Raw genomic sequence first — 16723 nt, forward strand, 5'->3', positions numbered from 1 at the left:
ACCCTGGGAGCTGCCCCAAATCCCTGCCGATTCCTTGACCGCCCCGCACCCCGCTGCGATCTTCGGCCGCATGACTCCCCCTCCCCTGAACCGGCGCAGTTTCGTCGTCGCCGCCGCGGGTGCCGCCGCTGCGGCCGTGGCCCTGAACCCTCACACCGCTTCCGCGATCGACCGCGAAGGAACGAGCAAGGGCGGAGACGACTTCGCCGATGCCGACCGGGGGTTCATCGCCGCCCTCGTACCCGGTGTCGTCAAGAACGCCAAGGGCGATGTCGTCTGGGACAACGACGCGTACGACTTCCTGAAGAAGGACGCGCCCAAGACCGCGAACAAGAGCCTGTGGCGGCAGTCCCAGCTCGTGTCGAAGCAGGGCCTCTACAAGGTCGCCGACCGGATCTACCAGGTGCGCGGCCTCGATCTGTCGAACATGACGATCATCGAGGGCGACACCGGGATCGTCGTCGTCGATCCGCTGATCTCGGCGGAGACCGCGGCCGCCGCGCTGAAGCTGTTCCGCGAGCACCGGGGCGAGAAGAAGGTCACCGGGCTCGTCTACACCCACCCCCACGTCGACCACTTCGGCGGCTGCCGCGGTGTGCTGCCGGCCGGATCCGAGGGCGGCGTTCCGATCCTGGCGCCCGACGGGTTCATGGAGCACGCGATCTCCGAGAACGTGTACGCGGGTACGGCGATGCAGCGGCGCTCGGGCTATATGTACGGGGCGCTGCTGCCCAAGTCCCCTTCCGGGCAGATCGGTTGCGGGCTCGGGCAGACCGTTTCCGTCGGGTCGATCGGGCTGATACCGCCGACCAAGGGCATCACGGAGACCGGGCAGACCGAGACGGTCGACGGGGTGCGGTTCGAGTTCCAGATGACGCCGGGGACCGAGGCGCCCGCGGAGATGAACTTCGTGCTCCCGGACCTGCGTGCCGTGTGCATGGCGGAGAACGCGACGCACACGATGCACAACATCATCACGTTGCGTGGCGCGCAGGTGCGGGATGCCCGGCAGTGGGCGCGGTATCTCGACGAGTCGGTGGTGCTGTTCGAGGGGCGGGTGGATGTCGCTTTCGCCTCGCATCACTGGCCGACGTGGGGTGGCGACACGATCGTCGAACTGCTGGAGCAGCAGCGGGATCTGTACGCGTACATGCATGACCAGACGCTGCGGATGATCAATGCGGGGATGACGGGCCGGGAGATCGCCGAGGAGATCGAGTTGCCGCCCGCGCTCGCCGGGGTGTGGGCGAACCGTGGGTACTACGGCTCGCTCAGCCACAACGTGAAGGGCATCTATCAGCGGTACATGGGCTGGTTCGACGCCAACCCCGCGCACCTGTGGGAGCATCCGCCGGTCGAGGAGGCCAAGCGGTACGTCAAGGCGATGGGGGGCCGCACGGCGACGGTCGCCAAGGCGAAGGCGTTCGCGGGGAGCGGGGATCTGCGGTTCGCGGTGACGCTGCTCAATCATGTGGTGTTCGCCGACCCCGGGTACAAGGTGGCCAAGGCCGAACTCGCCGAGCTGTATGTCAAGTTGGGGCAGGCGTCGGAGAACGCTGTGTGGCGGAACTTCTATCTGGTGGGTGCCCAGGAGCTGCGTGAGGGTGTGCGGGACTCCCTGGCGTCCGTGACGAGCGCGGACATGCTGATGGCTCTGTCGGTGGATCAGTTGATCGACTCCGTGGCGGTCCGGGTGAACGGCCCCAGGGCGTGGGAGTTGAAGCTGCGGATGGATTGGAGTCTTCCGGCGCTCGGGATGGTCTGGCATCTGGCGCTGCGGAACGGTGTGTTGACGTATCGCAGCGACAAGGAGAAGAGTCCGGGCGCGGGCGTCACCCTCACCATGACCAAGCCTCAGCTGCTCGCCATGCTGGGTGGCAGGGGGCTCGGGGACATCAAGGTGGAGGGTGATGCCTCGCTGCTGTCCGATCTGCTCGGCGTGGTGGACAAGCCGGATCCGGCTTTCGCCATCGTCACGCCGTAGGGGCGATGGAAAAGCGGCTACTTGGGGGTGTCCCCGGTGTCGTCCTCGCCGATGTGGTGGATGCGGACGAGGTTCGTCGAGCCGGGGACGCCGGGCGGGGAGCCCGCCGTGATGACCACGATGTCGCCGCGCTCGCAGCGGCCGATCTTGAGGAGCAGCTCGTCGACCTGGTTGACCATGGCGTCGGTGGACTCGACGTGCGGGCCGAGGAAGGTCTCCACGCCCCAGGTGAGGTTGAGTTGTGAGCGTGTCGCCCGGTCGGGGGTGAAGGCGAGGAGCGGGATCGGTGAGCGGTAGCGCGAGAGGCGGCGGACCGTGTCGCCGGACTGGGTGAAGGCGACGAGGAACTTGGCGCCGAGGAAGTCGCCCATCTCGGCGGCCGCGCGGGCCACCGCACCGCCCTGCGTGCGGGGCTTGCTGCGTTCGGTCAGGGGCGGCAGGCCCTTGGCGAGGATGTCCTCTTCCGCCGCTTCGACGATGCGGCCCATCGTGCGGACCGTCTCGATGGGGTATTTGCCGACGCTGGTCTCGCCGGAGAGCATCACCGCGTCCGTGCCGTCGATGACGGCGTTGGCGACGTCGGATGCCTCGGCGCGCGTGGGTCGGGAGTTGTCGATCATCGAGTCGAGCATCTGGGTGGCGACGATGACCGGTTTGGCGTTGCGCTTGGCGAGTTTGATGGCGCGCTTCTGGACGATCGGCACCTGCTCGAGGGGCATTTCGACGCCGAGGTCGCCGCGGGCGACCATGATGCCGTCGAAGGCGGCGACGATGTCGTCGATGTTCTCGACGGCCTGTGGCTTCTCCACCTTGGCGATGACGGGGAGTCTGCGGCCCTCTTCGTCCATGATCCGGTGGACGTCCTCGATGTCGCGTCCGCTGCGTACGAAGGACAGGGCGATGACGTCGAATCCTGAACGCAGGGCCCAGCGCAGGTCCGCCTCGTCCTTGTCGGAGAGGGCGGGCACGGAGACCGCGACGCCGGGGAGGTTGAGGCCCTTGTTGTCGGAGACCATGCCGCCTTCGACGACGGTGGTCGTCACGCGGGGGCCGTCGACCGCGGTGACCTCCAGGGTCACTTTGCCGTCGTCGACGAGGATGCGCTCGCCCGGGGTGACGTCCTCGGCGAGGCCGCTGTAGGTCGTGCCGCAGGTCTGGCGGTCGCCCTGGACGCCTTCCTCGACGGTGATGGTGAACTCGTCGCCCCGTTCGAGAAGTACGGGACCTTCGCTGAAGCGGCCGAGGCGGATCTTCGGGCCTTGAAGGTCGGCGAGGACGCCGACGCTGCGGCCGCTCTCGTCGGAGGCCTTGCGTACGCGCTGGTAGCGCTCCTCGTGCTCGGCGTAGGTGCCGTGGCTGAGGTTGAAGCGGGCTACGTCCATTCCGGCTTCGACCAGTGCCTTGATCTGGTCGTACGAGTCGGTGGCGGGGCCCAGGGTGCAAACGATTTTTGCTCGGCGCATGGTTCGACCCTAGGCCTTACCGGCGGGTAGAGAATTGGCTGGGCATGACTACTCAACAACCTTTGCGTGAAGGGTTATTGACAAGTGTTGAATTGTGCGGGGCGCTGCTCCGATGAGCGATTTACCGGGCGCCCCGCGATGTCGACGACCTCCGTGGCTACAGCTGCGGCGGCGTCATCGTGAAGCGTGCGTTGACCTGTGCGTAGACGCGCTGCCGCTGGGGTTCGAGGTCCAGGGGCGCCGCCTCCTGGGCCATGTCGGCGGCGCCGCCGTACGCGACCGAGCGCATGGCCGGCGCTCCCCCGTAGCCGTACGGCGCCGCGTTCTCCGCGCCGATGTCGGCGAGCTCCAGCAGGGCGGCGAGCCCCGCTCCCAGCGCCTGGGCGTACTCGCGGCCCCGCTGCACCGCTTCCTTGACCGCCTGCTGGCGGGCTTCGCGGTGGGCGGGCGAGTCGGGCCGCAGCGACCACCACGGCCCGTCCACCCGGGTCAGCTCCAAGTCGGCGATGCGCGTGGTGAGTTCGCCGAGTGCGGTGAAGTCGGTGAGCTCGGCGGTGACGGTGACCCGCCCGTGGTAGGTGCGGACGCGTTCGCCCTTGCCCCGCTTGGTGAGTTCGGGGGTGATGGAGAAGGCCCCGGTCTCCAGTTTCTCCACCGCGTCGCCGTACGACTTGATGAGGTCGAGGACGGCGGCGTTGCGCCGCGTCAGGTCGTTCAGGGCGTCGCGCCGGTCGCTGCCGCGCGCGCTCACGGTGATGCCGATGCGGGCGATCTCGGGGTCGACTTCCAGGTGCGCCTCGCCCTTGACGGCGAGCCGCGGGGCGTCGGGGGTGCCGTACGGAGTGGGGGTGGTCGTGTCATCCATGCGGCCACTCTCGCACCGGTCCGCCGCACCGCACAGTCATCGGACGCGGCGCGCGGCGCCGGACAGTCACCGGATCGAAACCTGCGGGGTCTGTTGCCGGTGGTGTGGTCGGGGACAGAATCTACGCGCGTTACATCGGTCGACCAAGGGGAGCACGAAATGCCGCTGAACCGCCGGAAGTTCCTGGGGAAGTCCGCAGCCACGGGGGTGGCGCTCGCCGGGGGCGTGGCCGCCGCGCCGTCCGCGACGGCGCAGGCCCCCGGGAAGCCCGCCAAGCGGACGAAGCGGTACTCGTTCACCGTCATGGGCACCACGGACCTGCACGGCAACGTCTTCAACTGGGACTACTTCACGGACAAGGAGTTCGACGACAAGGACCACAACGACGTGGGCCTGGCGAAGATCTCCACCCTCGTGAACGAGATCCGCGAGGAGAGAGGCCGCCGCAACACGCTCCTGATCGACGCGGGCGACACCATTCAGGGCACCCAGCTCTCGTACTACTACGCCAAGATCGACCCGATCACCGCCGAGCGCGGCCCGGTCCATCCGATGGCGCAGGCGATGAACGGCATCGGCTACGACGCGGCGGCGCTCGGCAATCACGAATTCAATTACGGCATTCCGGTCCTCCGGAAGTTCGAGGAGCAGTGCGACTTCCCGCTGCTGGGCGCGAACGCGCTCGACGCGAAGACGCAGAGGCCCGCTTTCCCGCCGTACTTCATGAAGCGCCTGCGCACTCCGCACGGCCGGGACGTGAAAGTCGCCGTCCTCGGTCTGACCAACCCCGGCATCGCGATCTGGGACAAGGCGAATGTCCAGGGGAAAATGACGTTCCCGGGCCTGGAGGAGCAGGCGGCGAAGTGGGTGCCGAAGCTGCGCTCGATGGGCGCGGACGTCGTGATCGTCTCGGCGCACTCCGGTTCCAGCGGCACCTCTTCGTACGGTGACCAGCTGCCGTACATCGAGAACGCGGCCGGTCTGGTCGCCGAGCAGGTGCCGGGGATCGACGCGATCCTGGTCGGGCACGCGCACACGGAGATCGCCGAGTACTTCGTGGAGAACAAGGAGACGGGCAAGAAGGTCGTCCTCTCCGAGCCCTTGAAGTGGGGCCAGCGGCTCACCCTCTTCGACTTCGATCTGGTGTGGTCGAAGGGCCGCTGGACGGTCGAGAAGGTGGGCGCGCAGGTCCTCAACTCCCATACGGCGGCGGAGGACGCGAAGGTCACCAAGCTGCTCGCGGACGAGCACAAGAAGGTCGTCGCGTACGTCAACCAGGTCATCGGCATGTCGACGCAGGCGATGAGCACGGCCGAAGGCCCGTACAAGGATGTCGCGATCATCGACCTGATCAACCATGTCCAGGCGGAGACGGTCAGGGAGGCGCTCAAGGGCGGCCGGTACGCGGCGCTGCCCGTGCTCTCCCAGGCCTCGTGCTTCTCGCGCACGGCGAAGATCCCGCAGGGCGAGATCACCATCAAGGACGCGGCGGGCCTCTATCCGTTCGAGAACACCCTGGAGGCGCGGCTCGTCACGGGCGCGCAGCTGAAGGAGTACCTGGAGTTCTCGGCCCGCTACTTCGTGCAGACGGCGGCCGGCGGCCCGGTCGACCCGGCGAAGCTGACGAACGCGGACAACATCCCGGACTACAACTACGACGCGCTGTACGGCGTGACGTACGAGATCGACATCGCCAAGGCGGCGGGCTCCCGCATCGTGAAGCTGAGCTTCGACGGCAAGGAGCTCGACCCGAAGGCCGAGTTCGTGCTCGCGGTGAACAACTACCGCGCCAGCGGCGGCGGGAACTTCCCGCACATCGCGGGCGCCAAGCAGCTGTGGGCGAACTCGGACGAGATCCGCAACACGATCATCCAGTGGGTGCGGGCGAAGGGGACGGTCGACCCGGGCCAGTTCGCGTCGGTGGACTGGAAGCTGACCCGGGACGGGACTCCGGTGTTCTGATGCTCTGAGCGGTTACAGCTTCAGGTACGCCATGATGCTCTGAGCGGTTACAGCTTCAGGTGTGCCAGGTCGACGGCGTCGGCGAGCGCCCGCGCGCCCGCGTCGTTGACGTGCAGGCCGTCGCCGCTGTCGTAGTCGTCGTGGATCCGGTCGGGGTCGGCCGGGTCCGCGACGGCGGCGGTGAGGTCGGCGTAGGCGTCGAAGGGGCTTTCGCCGCTTCGGATCCAGTCGTTGACCTCGCGGGCGACGGCCACGCCCTCGGGGGTGGAGTAGCCCTCGAAGATCGTGTCCTTGTAGGGGCCCACGGTGGTCGCGATGGCGGTCAGACCCGCCGCGTGCAGCCGATCGGCGAGGGCGGTGAAGCCCGCGATGAGCTCCTCGGCCGTGGGCACGGGTGCGGTGGCGGGGTAGGCCTCCTGGCCGGGTATGCCGAGGTCGTTCACCCCGAAGTGGACCAGGACGTGGGTGACGCCGGGCACGTCCAGGGCGTCGCGTTCGAGGCGGGCCAGGGCGCGCTCGCCGATCTCGTCGGTCAGCAGCCGGTTACCGGAGAGCCCCTGGTTCACCACCCAGCCGTTGCTTCCGCTGTCGCGCAGGCGCTGGTTGAGCAGGTCGGGGAAGCGGCGGTCGGTGTCCGGGGTGGTGCCTGTGCCCTCGAACCAGGAGTCGCCGAAGGCGACGGCTATGGCGGTACCGGCGGGAGCGAGGACGTCGGCGCCGGTGATGAAGTGACGGGTCGCCAGCTCTTCGAGGCCGTCGATGCCGTCGAAGCTCGTCGCGGAGAGGGCGTTGCCGGGGACCGCGTAGCCGGTCCTGAGGGGCACCGCCGAGTAGGTGGAGAGCCCGGTGTCGTCCGGCAGCCAGAGGCTGAGGGCCAGTTCGTCACCGGCGGCCACGGCACGCTCGACCGGGTCACTGATGACCTCTTCGCCCACGGGGACGGTGAAGTCCTCGGCCCCGCCGACGCGTACCGGCGTATCGCTGCCGGCATCGATGCCGCTGCCTTTGGTCCGGATGGCGAGGCGTGCGCCGCCGATGTGGAGGGGCTCCTTGCCGTAGCGGTTGGTCAGCCGGACGCGTACGGCGGCGCCTCCACCGTCGAGGCGGAGTATCTGGCGTACGGTCTGGCCGGCGAAGCCGCGGAGTTCGAAGAGGTCGATGGTCTCGTGGGGGCTGACGACGGCGGAGCGGAAGGCGGCGGTCCAGGATGCGGTGGAGTTCGTAGTCATGATCGCCCCAACCTCCTGGTGGGACGGAGTATTTCGCAACAACGGCCCGATTTCGGGGAATATTTACGCGACGTGACGGCGGCCGGCGGCGCACAATCGCGTGCATGGATGACCAGCTCGTACATCTCAAGGACAGGGCACTCGCGGCGGCGCTCGACGTCGTGCTCCGGGACGTGAGGGCCACGTGCGCCGTGCGGCCGGTCGTCCATGAGGAGCGGGACTTCATGGGGCTCGGCGAGGACGTGATCATGCTCTGCGCGGCGGGTGGCTCGGGCCAGGGCGTCTCCGTATCCGGGTGGCAGAGTCCCGCCGAGCAGGTGGCGGATCTCGCGGACCAGGTCCAGGGATGGGCCGTCGAGGAGCTGTGCGCGGCTCTGAAGCCCGCGACCTGGCCCGAGTGCCCCACTCACCCCGACTCCCATCCGCTGGAGGCCGGGGTGGTGAAGGGCGTGGCGGTGTGGTCCTGCCCGAGGACGCGGAAGGCCGTGGCGCCGGTGGGAGAGCTCAGTTCTTGAGGCGTACGAGATTGCCCCGCTGCTCCCCGATCGCGCCCGCGTCGCGGCCCTGCGGCTCCTGGAGCCCGAAGCTGGTGAACGCCGTGCGCCCGGGCAGCGGGTATGGGTCCTTGCCCGTGACGGAGTTGAGGATGGTGGCGCTGCGCCAGGCGGCGAGGCCGAGGTCGGGGGCGCCGACGCCGTGGGTGTGGCGCTCGGCGTTCTGGACGTAGACGTGGCCGGTGACGGAGGGATCGAGGACGAGGCGGTACCGCTCGTCGACGCGGGGCCGTTCGGCGGAGTCCCTGCGCATGAACGCGTCGAGCCCGCCGAGGAGTTGGTCGAGGGGGCGCTCGCGGTAGCCGGTCGCCAGGACGACGGCGTCGGTGGTGAGGCGGGAGCGGGTGCCTTGCTGGAGGTGCTCCAGGTGGAGCTCGACACGGGTGGTGGCGACGCGGCCCGCGGTGCGCACGCTGACGCCGGGGGTGAGGACGGCGTCGGGCCAGCCGCCGTGCAGGGTGCGCTGGTAGAGCTCGTCGTGGATGGCGGCGATGGTGTCGGCGTCGATGCCCTTGTGCAGCTGCCACTGGTGCGGGACGAGGCCGTCGCGGACGGCTTCGGGCAGGGCGTGGAAGTAGCGGGTGTAGTCGGGCGTGAAGTGTTCCAGGCCGAGTTTGGAGTACTCCATGGGCGCGAAGGCCTCGGTGCGGGCCAGCCAGTGGAGCTTCTCGGCGCCCACGGGGCGGCGCCCCAGCAGGTCGAGGAATACCTCGGCGCCGGACTGGCCCGAGCCGATGACGGTGATGTGCTCGGCGTCGAGCAGGCGGTCGCGGTGCAGGAGATAGTCCGAGGAGTGGATCACCGGCACGGCGGGGGCGTCCGCGAGGGGCTTGAGGGGTTCGGGGATGTGCGGTGCCGTGCCGACGCCGATGGCGACGTTCCTCGTGTATGTCCGGCCGAGCGCCTCGGCCTCTCCCTCCGCGTCCAGCTGGGTGAAGTCGACTTCGAAGAGGGCCCGTTCGGCGTTCCAGCGCACGGCGTCGACCTGGTGCCCGAAGTGCAGTCCCGGCAGGTTCTCGCTGACCCAGCGGCAGTAGGCGTCGTACTCGGCGCGCTGGATGTGGAACCGCTCGGCGAAGTAGAAGGGGAAGAGCCGCTCACGGGTCTTCAGGTAGCTGAGGAAGGACCAGGGGTTTGCCGGGTCGGCGAGGGTCACCAGGTCGGCCAGGAAGGGGACTTGGAGGCTGGCGCCCTCGATGAGGAGCCCCGGGTGCCAGTGGAAGCCGGGCAGCTGTTCGTAGAAGGCGGCGTCGAGACCGGCCAGGGGCTGTGCGAGCGCGGCGAGGGAGAGGTTGAAGGGGCCGATGCCGATGCCGACCAGGTCCCGGGGTTCGTCGGGCGTGGTGAGCGGTGGGGTGGGCTGCGCGTTCTGGCCGGTCATCGGGGGGTGGTTCCTTCCACGAGCTTCAGGATCTCGGCGAGTTCGCCGGGCCGGGTGTACGGATTGAGCAGGGTGGCCTTGAGCCAGCGGCGGCCGTCGAGCCCGGCCCGGCCGAGGACGGCGCCGCCTTCGTCGAGCAGCTGCCGCCGGACGTACGCGATGTGCTCGTCGTCGGCGCCGGCGGGCCGGAAGAGGACGGTGCTGATGGCGGGCCGGTCGTAGAGCTCGAAGCCGGGGTGCGCGGCGACAAGATCCGCGAACTCCTCGGCCTGCGCGCACACTTGGTCGACGAGAGCGCCGATGCCGTCCCGTCCGAGGGCCTTGAGGGTGACGGCGATCTTGAGCACGTCGGGCCTGCGGGTGGTGCGCAGGGAACGGCCGAGGAGATCGGGGAGGCCCGCTTCGGTGTCGTCGTCGGCGTTGAGGTAGTCGGCGTGGTGGCCGAGGATGCCGAGGTCCCGCGGGTCGCGGACCAGGAGCAGCCCGGCGGCGACGGGCTGCCAGCCGAGCTTGTGCAGATCGAGGGTGACGCTGTCGGCCCGCTCGATGCCGCGCAGGAGTTCTCTTCGTACGTCGCTGAAGAGGAGCCCTCCGCCGTACGCGGCGTCGATGTGCAGGCGGGCGCCGTGGTCGGCGCACAGGTCGGCGATCTCGTCGAGGGGATCGATGAGTCCGGCGTCGGTGGTGCCGGCGGTGGCGGCGACGAGGACCGAGCCGGGCGGGCCGGTGAGCTGGCTGAGCGCCTCGTCGAGCGCGGCCGGGTCGAGGGTGCCGGCGGGTGCGGGGACGACGGCCGGTTCGGGCATGCCGAGGAGCCAGGCGGCGCGGGGCAGCGAGTGGTGGGCGTTCTCGCCGACGAGGACGTGCACGGGGCCGTGGGCGATGGTGTGCTCGCGGGCCAGGAGCAGCGCGAGCTGGTTGGACTCGGTGCCGCCTGTGGTGACCAGGGCGTCGCCCGCGGGCTCGGCGCCGTACAGCTCCGCCGAGATGGCGCGGGTGACCAGGGTCTCGATCGCGGAGGCCGCGGGGGCCTGGTCCCAGGAGTCCATGGACGGGTTGAGCGCGGACGCGGCGAGGTCGGCGGCGACGGCGAGCGCGAGCGGCGGGCAGTGCAGATGGGCCGCGCACAGCGCGTCGGCCGGGTCGGCGGCCCCCGCGGCGACGGCCTGCACCAGGACGCTCAGGGCCGCTTCGGCGCCTTCGCCGCGCGCGGGCAGTACGTCGCCGGTGGCCTCGCGCACCCGCCGGGCGACGACGGCGGGGCCACCGCCGGGCAGCGGCCCGCCGCGCGCGACGGCCCCGTCGTACAGGGCGTCCAGGGTGACGGCGAGCAGCGGCCGCAGCGCGGCGGGTCCCTGGACGCCTCCGGCGAGGGGCGGCGGAGTGCTCATGGGGGACGTCCTTCGGGTGCGCGCGGGCGGGGCACCAGCCTGTACGCCGCGCGCACGGCACGCCCGGAGAGCTGACGATACGAACCCGAAAGTGGTACTGCCGTGCGGAGAAAGGGTGTTGGGGGGATGTGGGGTGCTAGGTGCTCTGCGGGTGCTTCGTGGTTGCTCGCGCAGTTCCCCGCGCCCCTGCGGGGCGCCCCCCGCTTTACCCCCGCACCCTCAGCGCCCGCGCCAAGTCGTCCAGTTGATCTGCCAGCTTTCGGCGCAACGCCGGAATCGGGTCCGCCTCGCGCAGGCACGCCTCCCCCAAGCGGAGTGTCTCGGCGTCCACCGCGGAGGTGGGGAAGGCCCAGCGGCCCGCGACGTCGGCGATGGCGGGGCCTCGGCGGGCGGCGACGGCTACCGCGTCCTCGAAGTAGCGCGGGATGTACTGCCGGACCAGATCGGCCTGTTCGGGGTGCCAGAAGCCCTGGGCGGTGGCGGTGAGGAGGTAGTTGGAGAGGTCGTCGGTGGCGAACATCGCCTCCCACGCCTGCCGCTTGGCCTCCGGGTCGGGCAGCGCCGCGCGGGCCCGGGCCGCGCCTTCCTGCCCCGCGGCACTGGGGTCGCGCTCCAGCTCGGCGGCGATCGCGGACTCGTCGACGGCGCCGAGGACGGCGAGGCGGGTCAGGGCGCGCCAGCGCAGCTCGGGGTCGAGTTCGGGGCCGCCGGGCACGGTGCCCTCGGCGAGCCACTCCTGGAGCGGGTCCGGCCGCGTCGCCACGTCGATGAAGCCGCGTACGGCGGTGAGCCGCAGGCCCGCGTGTGAGCCGTCCTCCGTGCGCCGGATCAGGTCGCGGCACAGCTCGGTGAGGGTGGTGAGCGCGATGGACCGCTCATCGGCCGGGAGGTAGCGGCCCGCGACCTGAGCGGTGGCGAAGGTGAGGACGCCCTGGACGACGGCGAGGTCGGTCTCCTCGGGCAGGTGCTCGCGGGCGGCCCGCACGTAGGCGGCGCCCGGCAGTTCACCGTCGCGGACCAGGTCGCGCAGGCTGTTCCACAGGACGGCGCGGGTGAGGGCGTCGGGGACGCCGGACAGGCCGCGCAACGCGGTGTCCCGGGAGACCTCGTCGAGGCGGATCTTGGTGTAGGTGAGGTCCTGGTCGTTGGGGACGATCAGGACGGGGCGCCCGCCGTCGCGCGGCTGTGCGGCCCCGGAGTGCGGGACATCCGTTTCGTACCGCTCGCGCAGCACGAGGCCGCGGCCGCCGGAGAGGTCACGGTCGTAGACGCCGACGGCGATGCGGTGCGGGCGGCTGCCCTCGCGGTCGACGGTGAGGGTCCACTCGCGGGCGTCGTGCCCGACCGACGAGGTGAGCGTGTCGACGCCGGTGGTGCGCAGCCAGGCCTCGGCCCAGCCGTGCACGTCGCGGTCGGTGTTGTGGGCGAGGGATTCGATGAAGTCGGCGAGGGTGGCGTTCGAGAACTTGTGGCGCGCGATGTGGGTGTTGATGCCCGCCAGGAAGTCCTTCTCGCCGAGCCAGGCGACGAGTTGGCGCAGGGCGGATGCGCCCTTGGCGTACGAGATGCCGTCGAAGTTGAGCATCGCGGACGCGGTGTCGGGCACGGCGTCCGGGTCGGGCGCGACGGGGTGGGTGGAGGGGCGCTGGTCGGCGTCGTACCCCCAGGCCTTGCGGGCGACCCCGAAGTCTGTCCAGGTGTCCGTGAAGCGGGTGGCCTCGGCGGTGGTCTGGAAGCCCATGTACTCGGCGAAGGACTCGTTGAGCCAGATGTCGTCCCACCAGCGCAGGGTGACGAGGTCGCCGAACCACATGTGGGCCATCTCGTGGGCGATGACCATGGCGCGGGTCTGCCGCTCGGTGTCGGTGACCGCGGAGCGGTAGATGAACTCGTCGCGGAAGGTGACGAGCCCGGGGTTCTCCATCGCGCCCGCGTTGAACTCCGGGACGAACGCCTGGTCGTAGGAGTCGAAGGGGTAGGGCTCCTCGAACTTCTCGTGGTAGCGGTCGTAGCACGCGCGCGTGATGTCGAGGAGCTCGTCGGCGTCGGCGTCCATGAAGGGCGCGAGCGAGCGGCGGCAGTGGATGCCGAAGGGCAGCCCGCGGTGCTCGGTGCGCACCGAGTGCCAAGGTCCTGCCGCCACGGCGACGAGGTACGTGGAGATCAGCGGGGTGGCCGCGGCCCGCCACATGCCGCCGCCCACGTGCTCGGTGACGCCGTTGGCGAGGACCGTCCAGCCCTCGGGCGCGGTGACGGTCAGCTCGAACACGGACTTCAGATCGGGCTGGTCGAAGGCGGCGAAGACGCGCTGTACGTCCTCCATGAACAGCTGCGTGTACGCGTACGTCTCGCCGTCCGTGGGGTCGGTGAAGCGGTGCATGCCCTCGCCGGTGCGGGAGTAGCGCATGGCCGCGTCGACGCGCAGTTCGTGCTCGCCCTCGGTGAGTCCGGTGAGCGCCAGGCGGTTCCCGTCCAGGCCCGCCGGGTCGAGGGGCCGCCCGTCGAGGGTGACGGAGCGCAGCTCGGCGGGCTTGAGCTCGACGAAGGTGTCCACCGTGGCCCCGGCGGCCCCGTCGGCCGCGAGCGCGCTGAACCGGATCACGGTGCGGGAGTCGAAGGTCTCGTCCCCCACGGTCAGATCGAGCTCGACCGTGTACCGGTGGACGTCGATGAGCTGGGCTCGGGTCTGCGCTTCGTCGCGCGTCAGTACGGACATGGGTCCATGCTGCCCGATGACGCCGACAACGGGGCGGGCCGCCGGAACATCGGTGCAGCCCCGCGCTGCTCGGCTACGCGGACTTGGCGATCGTCTCGTGGTGGCGGATGACCTCGGCGATGATGAAGTTGAGCAGCTTCTCGGCGAACGCCGGGTCCAGCTTCGCGTTCTCCGCGAGTTCGCGCAGGCGCTCGATCTGCCGGGCCTCACGGGCCGGGTCGGCGGGCGGAAGCTGGTGGTTGGCCTTGAGGTGGCCGACCTGCTGGGTGCATTTGAAACGCTCGGCGAGCATGTGGACGACGGCCGCGTCGATGTTGTCGATGCTGTCGCGCAGACGGGACAGCTCGGCGCGCACGGCCTCGTCCGTCGCCCCGGATCCGTTTCCGTCGGTCGTGTTGTGGCTGGTGGTCATGGTTCACGAGCCTACGTTGCCGCTCCACCGCCGCCGACGCCGGAAGAGCGCAAAATGGGTGGGTGGTCGGGGTCCGGTATCTGCTGCGACCAGCCGCCGGGAACCGCGCGCCCCTGCTGCTCGCGGAAGCGGACGGGCGCCATGCCCACACGCCGGGTGAAGAGCCGCGAGAAGTACGCCGGATCGTCGTACCCGACCCGGCGTGCGACGGCCGCGACCGGCAGTTCTGTGGCGGCGAGCAGCTCCTTGGCCCGGCCGAGGCGGATCCCCAGGAGGTAGTCCTTGGGGCTGCAGCCCGCCCCGCGGCGGACGGCGGTGCGCAGCTCCGCGGGGGTCATGCCGTGCCGTGCCGCGTGCTCGGCGACGGAAAGTGGCTGGAAGGCGTCGCGGGCCAGGGCCTGCAGGACAGGATCGCCGTCGGGGGCGATGTCGGCGCGGGCCCGGCGCAGAGCGACCAGGAGCTCATGAACGGCGGCGCCGGTCTCGACCTCCAGGAGCGGATTGCCGCGCCGTGCCGCGCGCGCGATGCGCCCGACGGCGGCGCGCGCCCCCGCGGCGTCGGAGAGCGGCACCACGGGCCGGGTGGGTTCGATGTAGCCGAGTTCGGTGTACGTCGCCGTCGCGGGGCCGGTGAAGTCGACGAAGCACTCGTCCCAGCCGCTCTCCGGGTCGGGCCCGTAGTGGTGGCGCACCCCTGGGGTGAGCCAGATCAGCGCCGGCGCCGTCACCGTCGTACGCCTGCCGTCGGCGCCCTGGAACCAGCCGCCGCCCGCGCTCACGACGACGGCGACATGGTGGTCGAGGGTGCGCGGGCCCACGGTCGGCAGCAGGCCGTGCTGCAGTCCGACGCCCAGGCAGGCCAGGCCGAGCTTGTGGTGGGCCGGGCTCGGCGTGAAATACCGCATCCATGTGTGATACATCCGCTGGTGCCCCTTTCGTCCCGCACGCTGGCGCACTCGCTGCGTCCACCGCGTCCGCTGCGTCCAACCCGCCTAGATCTTTGTCCATGGACCCTGCCGCCCGCCAGAGGTGATCGTGGCGAGCAGTAAGTGAGCGAGAGGGAAGTGATGGCCGAGTTCAGGGTGGGCGAGGACGATTTCGAGCTGGACGGGCGGCCCGTACGGCTGCTCTCCGGGGCGCTGCACTACTTCCGGGTGCACGAGGCACAGTGGGGGCACCGCCTTGCGATGCTGCGCGCGATGGGGCTCAACTGCGTGGAGACGTACGTCCCGTGGAACCTGCACGAGCCGCACCCCGGCGAGTACCACGACGTCCAGGCACTCGGCCGCTTCCTGGACGCCGCCGAGGAGGCGGGCCTGTGGGCGATCGTCCGGCCAGGACCGTACATCTGCGCCGAGTGGGAGAACGGCGGCCTGCCGCACTGGGTGACCGGCGCCGTGGGGGCACGCGCGCGTACCCGTGACGAGGAGTACCTGGAGTACGTGGACCGCTGGTTCGACCGGCTCCTGGAGGAAGTCGTGGCCCGCCAGCACGACCGGGGCGGCCCCGTGATCATGGTGCAGGTGGAGAACGAGTACGGCAGCTACGGCTCGGACGCGCTCTATCTGCGCCACCTCACCGACCTCCTCCACGCGGCGGGCGTGACCGTCCCCCTCTTCACCTCCGACGGCCCCGAGGACCACATGCTCACCGGCGGCTCGGTCCCCGGCGTCCTGGCGACGGCCAACTTCGGCTCGGGGGCGCGGACCGCCTTCGAGACCCTGCGCAGGCACCGCGCCAAGGGGCCGCTGATGTGCATGGAGTTCTGGTGCGGCTGGTTCGACCACTGGGGCGCGGAGCACGTCGTACGGGACGCGGCGGACGCGGCTTCCGCGCTGCGCGAGATCCTGGAGTGCGGGGCCTCCGTGAACCTCTACATGGCACACGGGGGTACGAACTTCGCGGGCTGGGCGGGCGCGAACCGGGGCGGCGGCGCGCTGCACGACGGCGCGCTCGAACCCGACGTCACGTCGTACGACTACGACGCGCCGATCGATGAATTCGGCCGCCCGACTCCCAAGTTCTGGGCGTTCAGGGAGGTCCTCGCGCCGTACGCGGACGGCCCGCTGCCGGAGCTTCCCGAGCAGCCGCCGGCGCTGGGTGCGCCGGTCGCGGCGGAGCTCGGGGAGTGGTCCCCGCTGTCCGCCGTCATGGCGTCGCTTGGCGGCCCTGTAGTGGAGCGCGCTGTGCCGCCCACCTTCGAAGAACTGGACATCGACCGCGGCCTGGCCGTCTACGCCCTGACCGTGCCGGGGCCGCGCAAGCCGTACCCCCTTTCCGTGCGGGGGCTTCGCGATGTGGCAGTCGTGTACGTCGACGGGGCGCGGGCCGGTGTCCTCACGGAGGAGGCCCCGACCCTCCCCGAGCCCGTCGCCGGGCACGCGCGCGTGGAGCTGTGGGTGGAGTCCCTGGGGAGGGTCAACTACGGGCCCCGGACGGGCGAGACGAAGGGCATCACCGGGGGGATCCTGCACGAGCGGCAGTATCTGCACGGAGTGCGGGCGCGGGGGCTGCGGCTCGACGCGTTCGATGTGGCGTCGGCTGTGCGGGGCGTTCCGGCTGCGGGGGAGGCGGGTGCGGGGCGCCCCGGCCTGTACCGGGGGGCCGTCGAGGTCCGCTCCCCCGGGGACGCGTCCCTCGAACTCCCCGACTGGACGCGGGGGTTCGTGTGGGTGAACGGCTTCAACCTGGGCCGGTACTGGGCGGTGGGCCCGCAGGCCTCGCTGTACGTTCCCGGGCCGGTGCTGCGGGAGGGGGCCAATGAGG

Annotated in this window: 12 protein-coding genes; 4 read left to right on the plus strand and 8 right to left on the minus strand. The window is 70.6% G+C overall.

The features are described 5' to 3' along the window. Positions 1–70: 70 nt before the first annotated feature. Entirely contained in the window at positions 71–1984 is a 1914-nt protein-coding gene (locus E2651_RS29650; protein ID WP_135334327.1) for an alkyl sulfatase dimerization domain-containing protein, read from the plus strand. Between the two features lie 17 nt (positions 1985–2001). On the opposite strand, the gene pyk is transcribed toward E2651_RS29650, so the two are convergent. Then, entirely contained in the window at positions 2002–3447 is a 1446-nt protein-coding gene (pyk, locus tag E2651_RS29655) for a pyruvate kinase (RefSeq protein ID WP_135334328.1), read from the minus strand. A gap of 157 nt (positions 3448–3604) precedes the next feature. After that, positions 3605–4312 (minus strand): SIMPL domain-containing protein, encoded by a 708-nt coding sequence (locus E2651_RS29660; RefSeq protein ID WP_135334329.1) that lies wholly within the window; start codon positions 4310–4312, stop codon positions 3605–3607. Positions 4313–4471: 159 nt separating this feature from the next. On the opposite strand from E2651_RS29660, the gene E2651_RS29665 reads away from it, so the two are divergent. Continuing rightward, on the plus strand, positions 4472–6274 hold the full coding sequence (locus tag E2651_RS29665) for a 5'-nucleotidase C-terminal domain-containing protein (protein WP_135334330.1): 1803 nt from the start codon (positions 4472–4474) through the stop codon (positions 6272–6274). Positions 6275–6321: 47 nt separating this feature from the next. On the opposite strand, the gene E2651_RS29670 is transcribed toward E2651_RS29665, so the two are convergent. Further along, positions 6322–7503, minus strand: a complete 1182-nt coding sequence (locus tag E2651_RS29670) for an SGNH/GDSL hydrolase family protein (RefSeq protein ID WP_135334331.1) — start codon at positions 7501–7503, stop codon at positions 6322–6324. 104 nt (positions 7504–7607) lie between these two features. Here E2651_RS29670 and E2651_RS29675 point away from each other — a divergent pair, with 104 nt between their 5' ends. Continuing rightward, positions 7608–8018, plus strand: coding sequence for a hypothetical protein (locus tag E2651_RS29675; protein ID WP_135334332.1), 411 nt, complete (start codon positions 7608–7610; stop codon positions 8016–8018). Here the strand turns inward: E2651_RS29675 and E2651_RS29680 are convergent. The 5 genes from E2651_RS29680 to E2651_RS29700 all read right to left on the minus strand — a co-directional run bounded on the left by E2651_RS29680 (position 8008) and on the right by E2651_RS29700 (position 14877). Further along, positions 8008–9438 carry a SidA/IucD/PvdA family monooxygenase gene (locus E2651_RS29680; RefSeq protein ID WP_135334333.1) on the minus strand — a complete coding sequence of 477 codons (1431 nt, stop codon included), beginning with the start codon at positions 9436–9438 and terminating at the stop codon, positions 8008–8010. The genes E2651_RS29675 and E2651_RS29680 overlap by 11 nt on opposite strands. Continuing rightward, positions 9435–10829, minus strand: a complete 1395-nt coding sequence (locus E2651_RS29685; protein ID WP_135334334.1) for an aminotransferase class V-fold PLP-dependent enzyme — start codon at positions 10827–10829, stop codon at positions 9435–9437. Before E2651_RS29685 ends, E2651_RS29680 begins: the two co-directional genes overlap by 4 nt. A gap of 205 nt (positions 10830–11034) precedes the next feature. Beyond that, positions 11035–13545 carry an aminopeptidase N gene (gene pepN / locus E2651_RS29690; protein ID WP_135334335.1) on the minus strand — a complete coding sequence of 837 codons (2511 nt, stop codon included), beginning with the start codon at positions 13543–13545 and terminating at the stop codon, positions 11035–11037. A 73-nt stretch (positions 13546–13618) separates the two neighbouring features. Then, positions 13619–13957 (minus strand): chorismate mutase, encoded by a 339-nt coding sequence (locus E2651_RS29695; RefSeq protein ID WP_135334336.1) that lies wholly within the window; start codon positions 13955–13957, stop codon positions 13619–13621. A gap of 11 nt (positions 13958–13968) precedes the next feature. After that, positions 13969–14877 (minus strand): AraC family transcriptional regulator, encoded by a 909-nt coding sequence (locus E2651_RS29700; RefSeq protein ID WP_135334337.1) that lies wholly within the window; start codon positions 14875–14877, stop codon positions 13969–13971. Positions 14878–15024: 147 nt separating this feature from the next. Between E2651_RS29700 and E2651_RS29705 the strand changes: the two genes are divergently transcribed. Continuing rightward, a partial coding sequence (locus E2651_RS29705; protein ID WP_135334338.1) for a beta-galactosidase family protein occupies positions 15025–16723 on the plus strand: 1699 nt, incomplete at its 3' end.

Origin of the sequence: Streptomyces sp. MZ04 (genome assembly GCF_004684775.1) — a bacterium.
GTDB lineage: Bacteria > Actinomycetota > Actinomycetes > Streptomycetales > Streptomycetaceae > Streptomyces.

Coding starts and splice junctions, on each gene's coding strand:
- E2651_RS29660 (WP_135334329.1), bottom strand. CDS start 4,312: ATGGATGACACGACCACCCCCACTCCGTACGGCACCCCCGACGCCCCG.
- E2651_RS29680 (WP_135334333.1), bottom strand. CDS start 9,438: ATGACCGGCCAGAACGCGCAGCCCACCCCACCGCTCACCACGCCCGAC.
- E2651_RS29670 (WP_135334331.1), bottom strand. CDS start 7,503: ATGACTACGAACTCCACCGCATCCTGGACCGCCGCCTTCCGCTCCGCC.
- E2651_RS29695 (WP_135334336.1), bottom strand. CDS start 13,957: ATGACCACCAGCCACAACACGACCGACGGAAACGGATCCGGGGCGACG.
- pyk (WP_135334328.1), bottom strand. CDS start 3,447: ATGCGCCGAGCAAAAATCGTTTGCACCCTGGGCCCCGCCACCGACTCG.
- E2651_RS29685 (WP_135334334.1), bottom strand. CDS start 10,829: ATGAGCACTCCGCCGCCCCTCGCCGGAGGCGTCCAGGGACCCGCCGCG.
- E2651_RS29700 (WP_135334337.1), bottom strand. CDS start 14,877: ATGTATCACACATGGATGCGGTATTTCACGCCGAGCCCGGCCCACCAC.
- E2651_RS29675 (WP_135334332.1), top strand. CDS start 7,608: ATGGATGACCAGCTCGTACATCTCAAGGACAGGGCACTCGCGGCGGCG.
- E2651_RS29650 (WP_135334327.1), top strand. CDS start 71: ATGACTCCCCCTCCCCTGAACCGGCGCAGTTTCGTCGTCGCCGCCGCG.
- pepN (WP_135334335.1), bottom strand. CDS start 13,545: ATGTCCGTACTGACGCGCGACGAAGCGCAGACCCGAGCCCAGCTCATC.
- E2651_RS29665 (WP_135334330.1), top strand. CDS start 4,472: ATGCCGCTGAACCGCCGGAAGTTCCTGGGGAAGTCCGCAGCCACGGGG.